This is a genomic window from Pasteurella multocida, assembly GCF_900187275.1.
GTDB classification, from domain to species: Bacteria; Pseudomonadota; Gammaproteobacteria; order Enterobacterales; family Pasteurellaceae; genus Pasteurella; species Pasteurella multocida.
The window spans coordinates 1,685,332-1,701,294 of the sequence record NZ_LT906458.1; the positions used below are offsets into that span (position 1 = coordinate 1,685,332).

At 39.7% G+C, this 15,963-nt stretch carries 14 protein-coding genes; 7 read left to right on the plus strand and 7 right to left on the minus strand.

Annotated features, from left to right (window positions below):
* Nucleotides 1-57 precede the first annotated feature (57 nt).
* The 6 genes from CKV69_RS07725 (at nt 58) to CKV69_RS07750 (ending at nt 7,902) form a co-directional block, all read left to right on the plus strand.
* The gene (locus CKV69_RS07725; protein ID WP_014326489.1) at nt 58-1,248 is read left to right on the plus strand and encodes a MalY/PatB family protein; all 1,191 of its coding nucleotides are present in this window, start codon (nt 58-60) and stop codon (nt 1,246-1,248) included.
* A complete protein-coding gene (gene nhaC / locus CKV69_RS07730) occupies nt 1,241-2,644 on the plus strand; it encodes a Na+/H+ antiporter NhaC (protein ID WP_014326490.1) in 1,404 nt (467 codons plus the stop codon). Before CKV69_RS07725 ends, nhaC begins: the two co-directional genes overlap by 8 nt.
* Before the next feature lie 256 nt (nt 2,645-2,900).
* On the plus strand, nt 2,901-3,899 hold the full coding sequence (gene xylF / locus CKV69_RS07735; RefSeq protein ID WP_005752640.1) for a D-xylose ABC transporter substrate-binding protein: 999 nt from the start codon (nt 2,901-2,903) through the stop codon (nt 3,897-3,899).
* A 61-nt stretch (nt 3,900-3,960) separates the two neighbouring features.
* Nucleotides 3,961-5,475 carry a D-xylose ABC transporter ATP-binding protein gene (xylG, locus tag CKV69_RS07740; RefSeq protein ID WP_014326491.1) on the plus strand — a complete coding sequence of 505 codons (1,515 nt, stop codon included), beginning with the start codon at nt 3,961-3,963 and terminating at the stop codon, nt 5,473-5,475.
* A 3-nt stretch (nt 5,476-5,478) separates the two neighbouring features.
* A complete protein-coding gene (locus CKV69_RS07745; protein ID WP_005752637.1) occupies nt 5,479-6,606 on the plus strand; it encodes a sugar ABC transporter permease in 1,128 nt (375 codons plus the stop codon).
* Between the two features lie 126 nt (nt 6,607-6,732).
* Nucleotides 6,733-7,902, plus strand: coding sequence for a XylR family transcriptional regulator (locus CKV69_RS07750; protein ID WP_005752634.1), 1,170 nt, complete (start codon nt 6,733-6,735; stop codon nt 7,900-7,902).
* A gap of 8 nt (nt 7,903-7,910) precedes the next feature.
* On the opposite strand, the gene CKV69_RS07755 is transcribed toward CKV69_RS07750, so the two are convergent.
* Genes CKV69_RS07755 through mak form a run of 4 tightly spaced genes read right to left on the minus strand, consistent with a single transcriptional unit; the run spans nt 7,911 to nt 11,421 of the window.
* Nucleotides 7,911-8,900, minus strand: a complete 990-nt coding sequence (locus CKV69_RS07755; RefSeq protein WP_005757571.1) for a carbohydrate kinase family protein — start codon at nt 8,898-8,900, stop codon at nt 7,911-7,913.
* Nucleotides 8,887-9,771, minus strand: a complete 885-nt coding sequence (locus CKV69_RS07760; RefSeq protein WP_016504470.1) for a ketose 1,6-bisphosphate aldolase — start codon at nt 9,769-9,771, stop codon at nt 8,887-8,889. Before CKV69_RS07760 ends, CKV69_RS07755 begins: the two co-directional genes overlap by 14 nt.
* Before the next feature lies 1 nt (nt 9,772).
* Nucleotides 9,773-10,456, minus strand: coding sequence for a D-lyxose/D-mannose family sugar isomerase (locus tag CKV69_RS07765; RefSeq protein ID WP_014326493.1), 684 nt, complete (start codon nt 10,454-10,456; stop codon nt 9,773-9,775).
* A 53-nt stretch (nt 10,457-10,509) separates the two neighbouring features.
* Nucleotides 10,510-11,421 carry a fructokinase gene (mak, locus tag CKV69_RS07770; RefSeq protein WP_016504471.1) on the minus strand — a complete coding sequence of 304 codons (912 nt, stop codon included), beginning with the start codon at nt 11,419-11,421 and terminating at the stop codon, nt 10,510-10,512.
* A gap of 100 nt (nt 11,422-11,521) precedes the next feature.
* Between mak and CKV69_RS07775 the strand changes: the two genes are divergently transcribed.
* Nucleotides 11,522-12,241: a response regulator gene (locus CKV69_RS07775; protein ID WP_005717885.1), complete on the plus strand. Its 720-nt coding sequence runs from the start codon at nt 11,522-11,524 to the stop codon at nt 12,239-12,241.
* Between the two features lie 62 nt (nt 12,242-12,303).
* Here CKV69_RS07775 and CKV69_RS07780 read toward each other — a convergent pair whose 3' ends face one another.
* Genes CKV69_RS07780 through CKV69_RS07790 form a run of 3 tightly spaced genes read right to left on the minus strand, consistent with a single transcriptional unit; the run spans nt 12,304 to nt 15,785 of the window.
* Nucleotides 12,304-13,233, minus strand: coding sequence for an ABC transporter substrate-binding protein (locus CKV69_RS07780; protein WP_005723986.1), 930 nt, complete (start codon nt 13,231-13,233; stop codon nt 12,304-12,306).
* Between the two features lie 27 nt (nt 13,234-13,260).
* Complete coding sequence (locus tag CKV69_RS07785) at nt 13,261-14,232, minus strand: ABC transporter permease subunit (protein WP_014326495.1); 972 nt, start codon at nt 14,230-14,232, stop codon at nt 13,261-13,263.
* Nucleotides 14,233-14,270: 38 nt separating this feature from the next.
* On the minus strand, nt 14,271-15,785 hold the full coding sequence (locus CKV69_RS07790; protein WP_014326496.1) for a sugar ABC transporter ATP-binding protein: 1,515 nt from the start codon (nt 15,783-15,785) through the stop codon (nt 14,271-14,273).
* Nucleotides 15,786-15,963: the final 178 nt, after the last annotated feature.

The following is a 15,963-nucleotide window of genomic DNA, read 5'->3' on the forward strand; positions in this document are numbered from 1 at the left end:
TCCAACAATCTACCTCAAGTTCTAAAGTTTATATAAATCCAATATTGGAGAACATGTATGACGGATAATTTGTTTGATGTTTTTACTGATAGATCAGATTGTCATAGTGCTAAATGGGCAATTACTCGTAAATACGGCAAGGATATGATTTCAATGTCTGTTGCAGATATGGATTTACCTGCGCCTCAAATGCTCATCAATTATTTAGCAAAACAAAATAGAACTGGAATCTATGGCTATACGGTATTACCTGATAATTACCATAATATTGTAAGAAGATATTTACTTCGCCATTATCAGTATGAGATCGCAAATGAGTACATTATTTTTTGCCCGAGAATCATTCAAGCGATTTCTATTTATATTAAAGAGTTTACTTTTCCAACAGAAAGTATCGCTATTCTAACACCCTCATATGCACCTATTGTCAACGCTATCTTATTAAATAAACGAACAGTTGAATCTTGTGCATTAATTTATCAAGCAGGCAAATATACGATTGATTTCTCTCAATTAGAAAAATGTTTCCAAATAGCCAAAACGTTTATTTTAATCTCACCACATAATCCAACCGGTACCGTCTGGTCACATCGTGATTTACAACGAATTGCTACGTTAGCTGAAAAATATGGTGTGTTTATTTTATCTGATGATGTTCATGCTGATTTCGATTTTTCTGGTAGCAAACATATCATCATTTCGGCAATAAGCTCATATGTTGAAAAACATTCAATCATTTGTACATCGCCCGCCAAAACATTCAATATTCCCGGACTAGAAATTTCCAATTTACTTATTTGCAATAAAAATGTCAGAGATAAATTTCAAGGTCATATGCAAGCTTTAGGTATGCATAATCCAAATTTCTTTTCCATTCCAGCACTTCAGATTGCCTATCAATATTGTGACGACTGGCTTGATGAATTAAGAGATTATATTTTTCATAACAAATTGATTGTCAAAAACTTTTTCACCCAGGAGATACCACAACTAGAGATGATAAACAGTGAAGGAACTTATCTTATTTGGGTTAATTATAGCAAGCTACAGATCAGTGAAGAAAAATTGAGACATTGGTTTCTTGATTTATCCCGTATTGAGGTGTCTTGGGGAAGTGATTTCGGTAAAGAAGGTCTGTCTTTTTTTAGAATGAATGTCGCTATGCCACGTGCTTTATTAAAAGAGAGTTTGGAAAGAATGAAACAAGGTCTAGCGTTATTAATGCAAGAGGAGCTTAATCATGAATAATGAAATAAAAACCCCCACATTACCACAAGCTTTATCTCCTATATTGGTTATGTTGGTTCTATTAGGTTTAGGTTATGCATTCTTTGACTTACCGCCTGAACCATTGATGGTAATTTCCTGTGTCTTTGCTGGATTTTTAGTAAAACATTTAGGGTACAATTACAGCGATATCTTAAACGCGATCGCAGCTAAAATAGCTAAAACAATGCCCGCATTGTTAATTTTAATTACTGTTGGATTATTAATCGGTACTTGGATTGCTGGCGGTACAATCCCTATGATGATTTATTACGGTTTAAAAATTATCGACCCTCAATTCTTATATATCACCGCACTTGTTTTAACCTCTATTGTATCTGTTTGTACTGGTACATCTTGGGGATCGGCTGGCACTGTTGGTGTTGCCTTTATGGGCGTGGCAATCGGATTAGATGCGAATTTAGCAGCAACGGCAGGTGCAGTCGTTGCGGGTGCATATTTTGGAGATAAATTATCGCCATTATCCGATACAACAAACATTGCTTCAGCTGCAACGGGTGTTGATCTTTATGAACATATCGCTCATTTGCTTTATACCACGCTACCTTCTTTCATACTGTCAGCGATCATTTATGTTATTTACGGTATGAGCGGTAATTTTCATGATGTTGCAACACCAGAAAAGGTGTTAGCGATGCTTGCAGGATTAGAACAGATTTACCATTTTAATGTCATTTTGTTAATTATTCCTGTCATCATTATTCTATGGGGATCCATTACTAAAAAACCAACAATTCCTGTAATGCTGCTTTCAGCCGCTATTGCAATATTAAATGCATTAGTTATTCAAGGCTTTTCATTACATGATGTGGTCAATAGTGCAGTTAACGGTTTTAATGTTTCAATGATCAAAAGTGACATACCAATTAGTGCTGATTTAGCTCGACTCCTCAATCGAGGCGGAATGAATTCTATGATGGGAACGTTATTAATCTGTTTCTGTGCATTATCTTTTGCGGGTATTTTGTCACTGAGCGGCGCGTTAGACGTGATCATCAACTATTTGCTTAAACTAGTAAAATCAACAGCATCTTTAATCTTTGCGACTATCCTTTGCGGATTAACAATGATTGGGGTGACATGTAATGGACAAATTTCTATCTTAATTCCAGGCGAAATGTTAAAAGAGGCTTACACTGAACGCGGATTACATCCTAAAAACCTCAGTCGAACCGTTGAAGACTCTGCTACAGTCATTGAGCCGATCCTACCTTGGACAGCCGCGGGGGCATATATGGCAGGTACACTCGGTGTAGCCACACTCTCTTATCTACCTTGGGCTGTATTATGTTGGAGTGGTATTGTCTTTGCGATGTTATGGGGAATGACTGGATTTGGTATTGCAAAATTAAAATAAGTCCTCTTTTTTAGGAGGAATGATATCACCGTTCATAGCGTTGAACGGTGATTTTTTTATTGCTAATAAAAGACATTATGTTACTTCACTCCGGATTTTAGATTATTCGTTATTGTGGCTCATATCACAAAAAAGAAAAAACGTAATGCTATTACAAGATCTGATAATTGCACTTCATTTGCAATCTGCTCAAACTGGACATGAGTCAACAACGACGACTCAAAATATCACTCATTTAACGACTTTGAGGTGGCTTATGAAAATGAAATCCACATTATTAGCGATTGCTGCTGCATTAATGTTCTTAAACAATACTGTGTTGGCAAAAGATTTAAAAATCGGAATGTCTATTGATGATTTACGTTTAGAACGTTGGCAAAAAGATCGTGATATTTTTGTAAAAAAAGCCGAAGAATTAGGGGCAAAAGTCTTTGTACAATCTGCTAATGGTGATGCAGCTGCACAAATTTCTCAAATTGAAAATATGCTCAATAAGGATATTGATGTACTCGTAATTATTCCATTTAATGGCGAAGTATTGGGTAACGTTATATCAGAAGCGAAGAAAGAAGGCGTGAAAGTATTAGCTTATGATCGGTTAATTAATAATGCCGACATTGATTTCTATGTTTCTTTTGATAACGAAAAAGTCGGTGAGTTACAAGCACAAAGTATTATTGAGAAAAAACCCGAAGGGAACTATTTCTTAATGGGAGGCTCACCAGTGGATAATAATGCGAAATTATTCCGAAAAGGGCAAATGAAAATATTACAACCACATATTGATAGCGGCAAAGTTAAAGTAGTAGGCGATCAATGGGTTGATTCTTGGTTAGCAGAAAAAGCCTTACAAATTATGGAAAATGCTCTGACGGCTAATAAAAATAACATTGACGCAGTCGTTGCATCAAATGATGCGACTGCTGGCGGGGCAATCCAAGCACTAAGTGCTCAAGGATTAGCAGGTAAAGTTGCAATTTCTGGACAGGATGCTGATTTAGCGGCAATTAAACGCATTATTGACGGTTCACAAACCATGACGGTTTACAAACCGATTACCAAGTTGGCAAATAAAGCTGCCGAAATTGCCGTCCAATTAGGTAAAGAACAAAAAATCGAGTCCAATTCAGCACTTAATAATGGCATAAAAGAAGTCCCTAGTTACTTGTTAGAGCCAGTTATCGTCACAAAAGATAATATTGATGACACCGTCATCAAAGATGGTTTTCATAGTAAAACCGCAATTTATAAATAATTCTTTCGACTCAAACAAGGTGGTAGATTATTTCTACCATCTTTTTAAGGAAAAATAGATTATGGCGAAACTATTGGAAATGAAAAACATCACAAAAAAATTTGGTGATGTTGTTGCTTTAAATAATATTTCCATTTCGCTAGAAATGGGAGAGGTCCTTTCCCTCTGTGGCGAAAATGGTTCTGGCAAATCGACCTTAATGAAAGTGCTATGTGGGATTTATCCATATGGTGACTATGAAGGTGAAATTTACTTTTTAAATGAGCGTCTTATCGCAAAAAATATTAGAGAAACGGAAGAAAAAGGCATTTCAATTATTCATCAAGAACTCGCGTTAGTAAAGAATATGTCTATTCTTGAAAACATGTTTTTGGGTAATGAAATGACACAACTAGGATTAACCAATGACAATGAAATGTATCTTCGCTGTAAAACATTATTACAACAAGTACAATTGGATGTCGATCCCAATACAAAAGTAAAAGAACTCGGTCTAGGTCAACAGCAGCTTGTAGAAATCGCCAAAGCGCTAAATAAAAAAGTTCGTTTACTTATCCTCGATGAACCCAGTGCCTCACTGACAGAAAAAGAAACAGCAATTCTATTAAATCTTATTAAAGATCTGCAAGCTCAGAATATTGCCTGTATTTATATCTCGCATAAACTAAACGAAGTAAAAGCTATCTCCGACAATATCTGTATCATTCGTGATGGTGAACATATTGGTACACATCCGACAAGAGAAATGAGTGAAGATAACATTATTTCTATGATGGTTGGCAGAGAAATCACCTCTCTTTATCCTCACGAACCCCATTCTATTGGCGAAGAAATTCTACGTGTTGAAAATTTAACAGCATGGCATCCAACAAATACACATATTAAACGTGTCGATAATGCAAATTTTTCCTTACATAAAGGTGAAATTCTTGGTGTAGCAGGGTTAGTTGGTTCAGGACGTACAGAAATGGCACAATGCATTTTTGGTTCCTATGCGGGAAAATATCAAGGCAATATTCTCCTTGAGAATCAGCCTATCCAGATTAAAAATTGTGCTCAGGCTATTGCAAATCAGATTGTCATGGTGCCAGAGGATCGTAAAAAACACGGTATTATTCCAATCATGGGAGTAGGTCACAACATTACCCTTTCATCACTCCCCCAATTCTGCTTTCGTAAAAAAATCATTAATGCACCACTTGAAGAAACAATTATCAATCAATCCATTGCTAAACTTACAGTCAAAACATCATCAACACAACTTGCAATCGGGCGCTTAAGTGGAGGCAACCAACAAAAAGCTGTTCTAGCAAAATGTTTACTATTAAACCCTAAAATTTTGATCTTAGATGAGCCAACAAGAGGAATTGATGTAGGTGCAAAATATGAAATTTATAAGTTAATTAACCAACTTGCTAAAGAAGGTATGGCGATTATTGTCATTTCGTCTGAATTACCTGAAGTACTTGGCATCAGCGATCGTATCTTAGTCATGCATCAGGGAAAAATCAAAGCAGATCTTGTTAATCGCAATCTGACCCAAGAACAAGTCATGGAAGCGGCGCTTAAGGAGTAATCAATGCAGAAATTAAAATCCATTAATTTACAAGTTTATATCATGTTTATTGCCATCGTGATCATTATGACATTTTTCTCATTGGCAACTGACGGTGCCTATTTAAGTGCAAGAAATATATCAAATTTACTACGTCAAACATCAATTACTGGTATTTTAGCGATTGGGATGGTGTTTATTATTATCTCTGCAGAAATTGATTTATCCGTAGGTTCCTTAATGGGACTACTCGGTGGTTTTGCTGCTATTACTAATGTCTGGTGGCATTGGCCATTACCGCTAACTATCTTAATTACGTTAATGTTAGGACTTATATTGGGTGCATGGAATGGCTGGTGGGTCGCTTATCAGAAAGTCCCTTCCTTCATCGTCACGTTAGCCGGTATGTTAGCCTTTCGGGGGATTTTAATTGGTTTAACCAATGGCACTACAGTTTCGCCAATTAGTTCAGACATGACATCTATCGGACAAGGCTATTTGCCAGATATTTTAGGTATGCTCTTAGCTACATTTGTCCTGTTCTGTTTTATTGTCTGGGGAGGCTATCAACGTAAAGCTCGTCAAAAACTGAATTTACCTGTACAGTCGGTCACGAAAGAAACGCTCACATATGCAACAGTCGCAATCTTAGTCCTTGGTGCAATTTACTTATTAAATACTTATCGAGGAGTCCCATTTCCAGTATTAGTACTCGCTTTACTAACTATCATTGGTGCATTTCTAGCCAGAAAAACCGCTTTTGGTCGTCATGTTTATGCGATTGGTGGCAATATTGAGGCAGCAAGATTATCTGGCATTAGTGTAGAAAAAGTAAAAATGACAATTTTTGCATTAAATGGTTTTTTAGTGGCGATTGCAGGTTTAATCTTAAGTGCGCGTTTAGGTGCTGGGGCGCCCTCTGCTGGTCAAAATGCAGAGCTGGATGCCATTGCCGCTTGTGTGATTGGTGGCGCCAGTCTCGCTGGTGGTATCGGAACGATTTATGGTGTCGTAATAGGCGCATTTATTATCGCGTTACTTGATAATGGAATGAGTATGTTAGATGTCCCGACTTTCTGGCAATATATCGTAAAAGGTGGGATTCTACTCCTTGCCGTATGGCTTGATACCATCAGTAAAAAGAAAATGTAATTTACATTCTAATTCCTCTCCAAATCCACCGCACTTTGCTTGGCTTAACGAAAGTGCGGTGGACTTTTTATCATTTTGCTAAGTTTATTTTTTTATCTTATAGTGAAACAAGCAAAGGAGATAAAAATGTCAGAACAACCTTACAAAGTTGCCTTGCTGTTTAATGCAAATAAGATTTATGATCGTGGGGTCATTAAAGGTATTGGACAGTATATTCAAGCATCGCAATGTACATGGGATATTTTTATGGAAGATGATTTCGTTTACCACAAAGAAGATATCCGAAACTTATCCATTGACGGTATTATCGCTGACTTTGATGATATTGAAACTGCAGAATTGCTCCATAACATTGAAGTTCCCATTATTGCTGTAGGTGGTTCATACCAGAATCCGGCATATTATCCAGATCTGCCTTATGTGGCAACAGACAATTATGCGCTAATCGAAACCGCATTTCTTCACCTAAAACAAAAAGGAATTAATCGTTTTGCTTTTTATGGTTATCCTGCTGAAAGCGAAAAACATTGGTCACTAGAAAGACAAAATGCGTTTATCCATTTAATGCGGCATTATGAGCATGAACCTCAATATTATCTCGGAGATAAAACGAACTCACAAAATTGGCTAGAATCACAAAATAAGCTTTGTGAATGGTTAAAAACACTTGCAAAACACACTGGGATTATTGCGGTAACGGATGCTCGAGCAAGGCATTTATTACAAGCTTGTGAACAGCTCAAAATCGTTGTCCCTGACGAGCTTTGTATTATTGGTATTGATAATGAAGAGTTAATTCAATATTTATCAAGAACCTCACTTTCCTCTGTTGTACAAGGAACCAGTCAAATTGGTTATCAAGCAGCTAAACTTCTTCACCAAAAACTCAGTGGACAGCCTGTATCACATAAGCCCATCTTAATCCCACCCATCAGTGTAGAAGAACGCCGCTCAACGGATTATCGCTCTTTACAAGATCCTTTCGTTATTCAAGCGATGCATTTTATTCGCCATCGCGCTTGCCAAGGCATTAAGACAGAACAAGTGTTAGATCATTTACGCATATCTCGTTCAAATTTAGAACAACGTTTTAAAACAGAAATGGATAAGACGATTCATCAAGTTATTCATGAAGAAAAGCTCAGTCGAGCGCAATATATGTTACGCTTTACTGACGTTTCTACTCAAGAAATCGCTGAAATATGTGGCTATCCTTCACTACAATATTTTTATGCTGTCTTTAAAAGAGAATACGGTAAAACCCCAAAAGAATTTAGATTAAAATCATCTTTTTAACCATCATTTCAACGGTTTGATTCTTGTGTTGTAATAAAGTGTTGCAGTGTTTCATAACTCACTGCACCGCCCGTTGCGGACATGGAGAATAAATTGAAGTACGCTAACCCGTGACCGAGTTTGAGTACTTCAACTAAAGGTAAGCCATGATGTAAACCATAAAGCACCCCTGTACAGAAAGCATCACCTGCCCCTAAGGTACTCACGATATTTTGTTTTTCTACCCAGTACGAAGGTATCGCAACCTGTTCACCTTGTTGATTCATTGCAACAGCCCATTTAGGCTCATGGATGATCACCGTATCACGCACGCCCAATACCATCATTTGCTCCGCCATGCGCTGTAACACAGTTTTGCTCGATGCGAATGCCTCTGAATTGGTCAACCATTTGGCTTCAATATCATTAATAATCACATAATCCACATAAGGCAAAATTGGCAGGATTTGTTGAGTAAAGATCTGTTTATTCGCTACGGAAACTAAATCAATGGAAATGAGAAAGCCTTTTTGTTGCAGACTGGTCAGCGTGTGTTTTAACACCTCTACATCAAGCAATTTAGGCAATAGCGGTAAATAAGCGATGTGGGCAATTTTCGCGGGATGATCAATTTGCAAAATATGTGCTGCTTGATATTCTGCCATTGCGCCAACGTAATGGAAAAACGTACGATCACCAGTTTGTGAATTGATCATCACATCAGTAAATGAGGTTGGTAGAGCTAACTGAACTACATTGTCAACATTAATATGATGCTGCTTAGCTTGTTGTAAAATCAACTGTCCTTCGCCATCTTGACCAATGGCACCGGCAAGAAAAAGCGGTAAACGTGGATCAAGTTTTGCCAAATTAAATAACACATTGGTACAACCGCCGCCACAATGGAGCTCCATGTTAGAAATCGTGGCTAACATGGACTCTTGTGGATAATCCGAAATCAGTAGGGCACGATCCACTAATAAATTACCGATGGCGAGAATGCCATTACGTTGTTGCATATAAATGCGCCTTATTGATGCTATTAAAGATGTTCATTTGCTCTGCAACTGTGTCAGAAATCGCCTGTTGCATACGGTTCATCATAATCAGGTAATAATGATATTTTGTTTCGAGATCGGTATGTTGCATATCTTTTTCAAGTGACTGTAACGCCGCTTGTGACATGCCTGTAAAGAAATTAATTTTGCAAATGCCACGTTGAATCGTTTTGCGGAAATCGTCAGCACTTAATCCCGAACCTCCGTGTAATACTAACGGGACAGAAACCGCTTGGTGAATTTGCGCCAGACGTTCAAAATCTAACTTAGGTACACCTTTATATTTACCATGGGTATTCCCAATCGCAACAGCGAGGGCATCAATGCCTGTTTCGCGCACAAACTCCACAGCCTGTTCAACATTGGTATAAAGCGCCACATCAGCACAACTTTCTAACGCGCCATGTTCATCTCCCCCCACTGCACCAAGTTCACCTTCAACAGAAATACCATAATTTTGACAAAGTTCGACAACTTTACGAGTTTGCGCAATATTTTCTGCGTAAGTAAGTGAGGAGCCATCAAACATAATGGAAGAAAAACCACATTTAATTGCACGCTCAACGGTGGAAAACGTCAATCCATGATCTAAATTTAAGCACACGGGGACACCTGCTAACATAGCTTTTTTCTTGATATATTCAGCGGTGGATTCTAAATCAATATACGTTAAATGCACTTCAGCCACATTAATAATTACCGGTGACTGATTTTGTTGTGCTGCAGTAAACACTGCATCAATAAAATTTGAGTCAATCGCATTAAATGCCCCGACCGCAAATTGATGTTGATTTGCGATGGAAAGCATTGACTTTAAGTTCAATAATCCCATGTTATGCTCCTGCTAAATACTGAGGGTAATCACTACAAAGTAAATGAAGAGGGGGTTCATCTTCCTCAATGTGTGAAAAACGACCCAACTGTGCTAAAAAACGATTATCGGTTAAATCGTCATTTGCCATAGACACTTCCCCTGCTAATACCACACCATCCTCAGCCCAAAAGCTATGATACAAGAAAGGGGTTAAACAAATACTTTGTCCCGGTTTAAGTTTGACTAAACCACCTGCATTGACCGTGATCTGCTTGCCATCCACCGCCACTTGAATAGTCGATTTTTCATCTAACAAATCCGTTTGTTCATCACGTCGATACAAACGAATCACCAAGGTACCACCACCTCGATTAATAATATCTTCCATCTTTTTCCAATGGTAATGCATCGGGGTGACTTGCCCCTCTTTTACCATCATAATTTTTTCCGCATAGGGTTTCTGATTAGTGGGAGATTGATTACGAATAGTAAATAACGTTAAACCATATTTCGCAAAATCATTCAAATTGAAATCCGTGACATCCCAACCAAGACGCGCATCTAATACTTCTTGTTGGCTTACTAAATCGGCGAGTTTCCAATCCGCCAAACGGTAATCTGCAAATTCGGGCAAATAAAAACAATGACGTTGCATCAATGCCTTAAATTCGCCTAATACTTGGTTAATTTCAGAACGTTTCATCGCTTATCCCCCTTAGAGAAACCCCATCAAAGTGCGGTCAATTTAACGAAATTTTATTTTTCCAGTGGCCATAGCCATGCCGCACCACGCACGCCACTGGAATCACCATGTAATGCCTTGCGAATAGGAGTATGGAACTCATGACCAAAAATATACTGTGGCATCAGCTTAGGCACATTGGTGTAAAGTCTATCAACATTACACACACCACCTGCGAAGACAATCACATCAGGATCGAGCATATTGACATAAGAGGACAACGCTTTCGCCAAGCGACGTTCATAAGCTTGGAAGGATTGTTCGGCTAGCGTATCGCCTTGCTCAGCTAAAGCAAGAATCTCATCTCCTTTCAAACGTTTTCCCGAACGACGCTCATAATCATCACACAGCCCTGTGCCTGACACAAATTGTTCAATACAACCGTGTTTACCACAATAACATGGTGTTTGTTGCGCAACGGCTTTTTCTTCATCGTCCATCCAAGGCAAAGGATTGTGTCCCCATTCTCCCCCGATACCATTACCACCATGATGTGGTTTACCATGAATCACAATGCCTGAACCGCATCCTGTTCCTAAAATTAACGCCAACACGACCGCACTTCCTGCTCCTGCACCGTCTGTGGCTTCGGATACTGTCATGCAATTTGCATCATTGGCAATACGGACTTCGCGTCCCAGTAAGCGACAAAGATCTTTGTCTAATGGTTGACCATTTAACCACACGGAATTAGCATTTTTCACTTTATGACTAAACGGCGAAATCGTCCCTGGAATGCCAATACCCACCGTACCTGTTTGTCCCGTTGCTTGTTCCGCATCATCTACCAGCCCTTTAATTGCAGCTAATGTTGCTTCATAAGACCCTCTTGGTGTAGGTACTCGTTTTCTGAATAACTCTTTGCCTTCATTAGAAAGGGCGATCACTTCAATTTTCGTGCCACCCAGATCGATGCCAATACGCATAACTACCTCATCGTTTTAGATTTTGTTTATTGATGAATACTCTTTCTGTTAGAAATTATATATACTTAAAAAATAATCTATTTAAGGCATGGATATACAAATGCAACAAAATACTTCTCTTCTTGTCATTGATGATGATGTTCAAGTTTGTGAATTGCTTACCGATATTTTTGAGGAACATGGCTATACTGTTATGACGGCTCAAACCGGTCAGCAAGCGTTAGCTTTGTTGCAATCGACTCCGCACTTTTCATTAATTTTTCTTGATTTAATTCTGCCTGATGTAAATGGATTAATTCTCTTACAGCGTTTAAAAAGCCTGACCACTGCCCCTGTGATTATGTTAAGTGGGCTAGATTCTGAATCCGATATTGTTGTTGGCTTAGAAATGGGTGCTGATGACTACATCTCCAAACCCTTTTATCCTCGCGTGGTCGTTGCAAGAGCGAAAGTCGCGTTACGTCGCCATCAGCCACAACCTTTTTCAACCAGCGCCTCACATCAAGGTTTTACTTTTCATCATTGGGTGCTAGATACACAAAATCGGAAATTATATTCGCCACAAAAAGTGGATATTGAGCTGACGCAAGGAGAATACACCTTATTACACGCCTTAGTTTCTCATGCACAAAAAGTCCTTTCTCGTGAAAAGTTACTTGAACTGACACACACGGAAAGCTTAGAAATTTTTGACCGCACTGTCGACGTGCTCATTATGCGGTTACGTAAAAAAATTGAGCCTAACCCCAAGGCACCAACTTATATTCAAACTGTTCGCGGCATGGGTTATTTATTTGCCGTCGCGGTTGAGCGCTGTTAATGTCGCATGTTTAACCACAAATAATAAGCCCCCTCCCAAACTCAGGAGGGGGAATCAGGTAATTACTTCACAGTCCAACCTTTATAATCTTTAATGTTATCACGTGTAATTAAATGTACAGGAATTAACACGGGGTCTTTCGGTGCTGGTTTGCCTTGTAAAATATCGTAACCAATTTTCACCGCTTCCGCTGCCATCACTTGTGGATCTTGTGCTGGTGTACCACGGAATAAGCTATCTGATAATTTCAAGGCTTCTTCACCATCTGGCGAGCCGTCCACACCCATAATGAAAAACTCATTACGTTGTGCTTGTTTTGCAGCTAAATCTGCACCAATCGCCGTTGGGTCATTGATGGCGAACACCGCATCAATTTTCGGATGTGCAATTAATAATGAAGTCATCACTTCTAAACCACCTTCACGGCTACCTTTCGCATTTTGGTTATGTGATAACACTTTGATGTCCGCGTGTTTAGCAAATACATCTTGGCAACCTTGTACACGATCTTGTACTGCAGATACTGGTGGTCCATTGATGATCACCACATTCCCTTTACCGTTAAGTTTTTCAACGATAGTTTGGCAAGCAATTTCACCCGCTTGGTAGTTATTTGAAGTGACTGTTGCGTCCGCGCCATCCGCTGCCACGTCAACTGCCACTACCACAATACCGGCTTTACGTGCACGCTCTACAGCAGGTCCAATCCCTTTAGAGTCCGCTGCGTTAAGGATAATCATGTCGGTTTTTGCCGCGATGAAGTTATCGATTTGTGCCACTTGTTGACCTAAATCGTAACCACTGGATACAGAAACAACGTTTACTTTGTCGCCAGCAAGCTCTTTTGCTTTTAACTCAGCCCCTTTCGCAATTTGTACGAAGAATGGGTTAGCGAGATCACCAACGGTCACACCGATCGATTTTAACTCTTTCGCTTGTGCAAAAGGTGCCATGGCTAACATTAAAGATACTGCTAATGTTTTTAATTTCATTATAACGTCTCCTATATTGGATGTTGTTTAAGCTGAACGGGTACGGTATTTGTCGATCAATACTGCCACGATGATTACCCCACCTTTAATAACGAGCTGCCAGAAATATGACACTCCCATTAAAGTCATACCATTATTTAAAGTCGCAATAATTAATGCACCGATGAGCGTCCCCGTAATGGTTCCGATACCGCCCACGAAACTCGTGCCACCTAAAATAACGGCTGCAATTGCATCAAGTTCATAGCCTACACCAAGATTACCATTGGCGCTATACAAACGAGATGCACTCATTACGCCGCCTAAGCCAGATAATAATCCGCTGGCAGCGTAAACGAAGATTAAGACTAAAGAGACTTTGATACCTGTTAAACGTGCAGCTTGCAAGTTCCCCCCGACCGCATAAATATGGGTGCCTAACGTCGTGCGACGTAAAATAAACCAGCATACGGCAATCACGGCAAAGGCGATAATCACTAGCCAAGGTATCGAACCAAGATAACCATTTCCTATCCAACTGAATGAGATTTTAGAGTTGATCACCGTTGTCCCATCTGCTACTAAATAGGCCGCGCCACGTAATGCAGTATATGTACCTAGTGTGACAATAAATGGAGGTAGACCTGCATACGCAACTAATAAACCATTAAATACCCCCATACCTAAACCCGCGAGTAACGCTAACGGGACCGCAAATTCTGCCAATGCGGGATTGAGCGAGGTAACCAGTCCAATCACCGCCGTCACCCCTAAAATCGAACCAACGGAAAGGTCAATCCCGCCCGTTAAAATCACAAATGTCATCCCTGCGGCTAACACAATATTAATTGATGCCTGACGAGTAATATTCATCATATTGGCTTCTGTCATAAAGTTTGGTGCCACAAAAGAAAACACGATCACAATTAAAATCAAGATGGGTAAAATCCCCATTGCCTGCATCGCATCTGCAATTGCCAGTTTTTTAAAACCCGGTTTAACCGGTTGTGTTGTTCCCATGGTTACTTCTCCTAAATGATGTTCTTTTTATCTCTTTATTATGATTGTGCGCCACAAGCAAATGCCATGATACGCTCTTGATTAATGTCATCGCCTTCTAATTCACCCACGGTATAGCCCTCACGCATGACATAAACGCGATCGCTCATACCCACAATTTCAGGCAACTCACTGGAAATCATTAAAATCGCGACCCCTTTCTTCGCCATTTCAATCATCATGCGATAAATTTCACTTTTCGCCCCGACATCCACACCGCGCGTTGGCTCGTCCATGATGAATAGCTTCGGTTCAATTGCCGCCCAGCGTGATAACAAGACTTTTTGTTGATTCCCACCAGATAAGCCACTGACATTGACATTCGCACTCGGCACACGCATTTTCAATCCTTCAATCGCCGCTTGCGTGGTTTGCTTGCCTTTATTTTGGTCGATCACTAACATCGTGGCATCACGCTCTAAAGTCGCCATCGTGACATTTTTGAGAATATTGAGATCTAAAAATAAGCCTTCTTCTTTACGGTTTTCTGGCAACAAGGCTACATGATGAGCGATCGCCTCTCGTGGTGAAGAAAAACTGATTTCACCGCCACTCAAATAGATTTTGCCTTTCGTTGCGCGTTTCACGCCGAAGAGTAAATGTGCGAGCTCAGAGCGTCCCGCGCCCACTAATCCAGACAATCCGACAATCTCACCGGCACGAATAACCAAAGAGGCATCTTTAAGTTTGTGTCCATCGGATAAATTTTCTACTCGTAGAACCTCTTCCCCAACAGGCACTTTCTCTTTATTAAATAAGTCAGTTAACGGGCGTCCTACCATCATCTGTACGAGAGTAGCGGAATCCAAGTTATCGCGGGTTAGAGAACCGACATACTTACCATCGCGTAGCACGCTAACACGGTCAGCAAGCTCATAAATTTCTGCCATACGGTGACTGATATAAATGATCGCCATTCCCTCATCACGTAATTTTTTCACTAAGGCAAACAGTCGTTCCGTTTCACGAGAAGACAACGCCGCAGTCGGCTCATCCATCACGAGAATACGACTTTTTCGATATAAGGCACGGGCAATTTCCACTTGTTGCTGTTCTGCGATCGTTAAAGATGAGACTTTTTGCGTCGCTAAAAACTGTGCGCCTAAACGATCAAGTACTTTCTGTGACTCTTCTGCCATGGTTTTACGATCGAGACCAAACAGAGTTTTAATCTCACAACCAAGAAAAATATTTTCTGCCACAGTTAAATTAGGTGAAAGGTGGATTTCTTGATAAATCAAGGTAATACCGGCTTTAATCGCATCTTTTGGCGAGGAAATAGGAAACGGTTCACCGTCAATTAAGATCTCACCCGCAGAAGCGGTGTACGCTCCAGCGAGAATTTTCATTAAGGTACTTTTACCCGCCCCATTTTCCCCCATCAATGCATGGATTTCACCACGATAAATGGATAAATCCACATCTTGTAGCGCATAAAAAGTACCAAAGCGCTTGGCAATACCTTTCATTTCTAACAGAGGGCGAGCAGGTGGTGTTGAATTAACGTGCTCCATCCGAAAAAATCCCTTGATAAAGTAAACATAGTCGCATTTAACCATAACAATATGAATGGAAAATGTTGAATCCCGTTCATAATTGTCATAATGATTTGTTTTTTCTCATTTTGAGAAAGAGATCACGAAATTTCATTACGCTAGCATGCTTTTTAGCATATAAGGTGACATCCTTGAC

Coding starts and splice junctions, on each gene's coding strand:
- CKV69_RS07755 (WP_005757571.1), bottom strand. CDS start 8,900: ATGCAACAACGTAATGGCATTCTCGCCATCGGTAATTTATTAGTGGAT.
- CKV69_RS07725 (WP_014326489.1), top strand. CDS start 58: ATGACGGATAATTTGTTTGATGTTTTTACTGATAGATCAGATTGTCAT.
- CKV69_RS07785 (WP_014326495.1), bottom strand. CDS start 14,232: ATGGGAACAACACAACCGGTTAAACCGGGTTTTAAAAAACTGGCAATT.
- CKV69_RS07775 (WP_005717885.1), top strand. CDS start 11,522: ATGCAACAAAATACTTCTCTTCTTGTCATTGATGATGATGTTCAAGTT.
- CKV69_RS07760 (WP_016504470.1), bottom strand. CDS start 9,771: ATGGGATTATTGAACTTAAAGTCAATGCTTTCCATCGCAAATCAACAT.
- CKV69_RS07780 (WP_005723986.1), bottom strand. CDS start 13,233: ATGAAATTAAAAACATTAGCAGTATCTTTAATGTTAGCCATGGCACCT.
- mak (WP_016504471.1), bottom strand. CDS start 11,421: ATGCGTATTGGCATCGATCTGGGTGGCACGAAAATTGAAGTGATCGCC.
- CKV69_RS07790 (WP_014326496.1), bottom strand. CDS start 15,785: ATGGAGCACGTTAATTCAACACCACCTGCTCGCCCTCTGTTAGAAATG.
- CKV69_RS07750 (WP_005752634.1), top strand. CDS start 6,733: ATGTCAGAACAACCTTACAAAGTTGCCTTGCTGTTTAATGCAAATAAG.
- xylF (WP_005752640.1), top strand. CDS start 2,901: ATGAAAATGAAATCCACATTATTAGCGATTGCTGCTGCATTAATGTTC.
- xylG (WP_014326491.1), top strand. CDS start 3,961: ATGGCGAAACTATTGGAAATGAAAAACATCACAAAAAAATTTGGTGAT.
- CKV69_RS07765 (WP_014326493.1), bottom strand. CDS start 10,456: ATGAAACGTTCTGAAATTAACCAAGTATTAGGCGAATTTAAGGCATTG.
- nhaC (WP_014326490.1), top strand. CDS start 1,241: ATGAATAATGAAATAAAAACCCCCACATTACCACAAGCTTTATCTCCT.
- CKV69_RS07745 (WP_005752637.1), top strand. CDS start 5,479: ATGCAGAAATTAAAATCCATTAATTTACAAGTTTATATCATGTTTATT.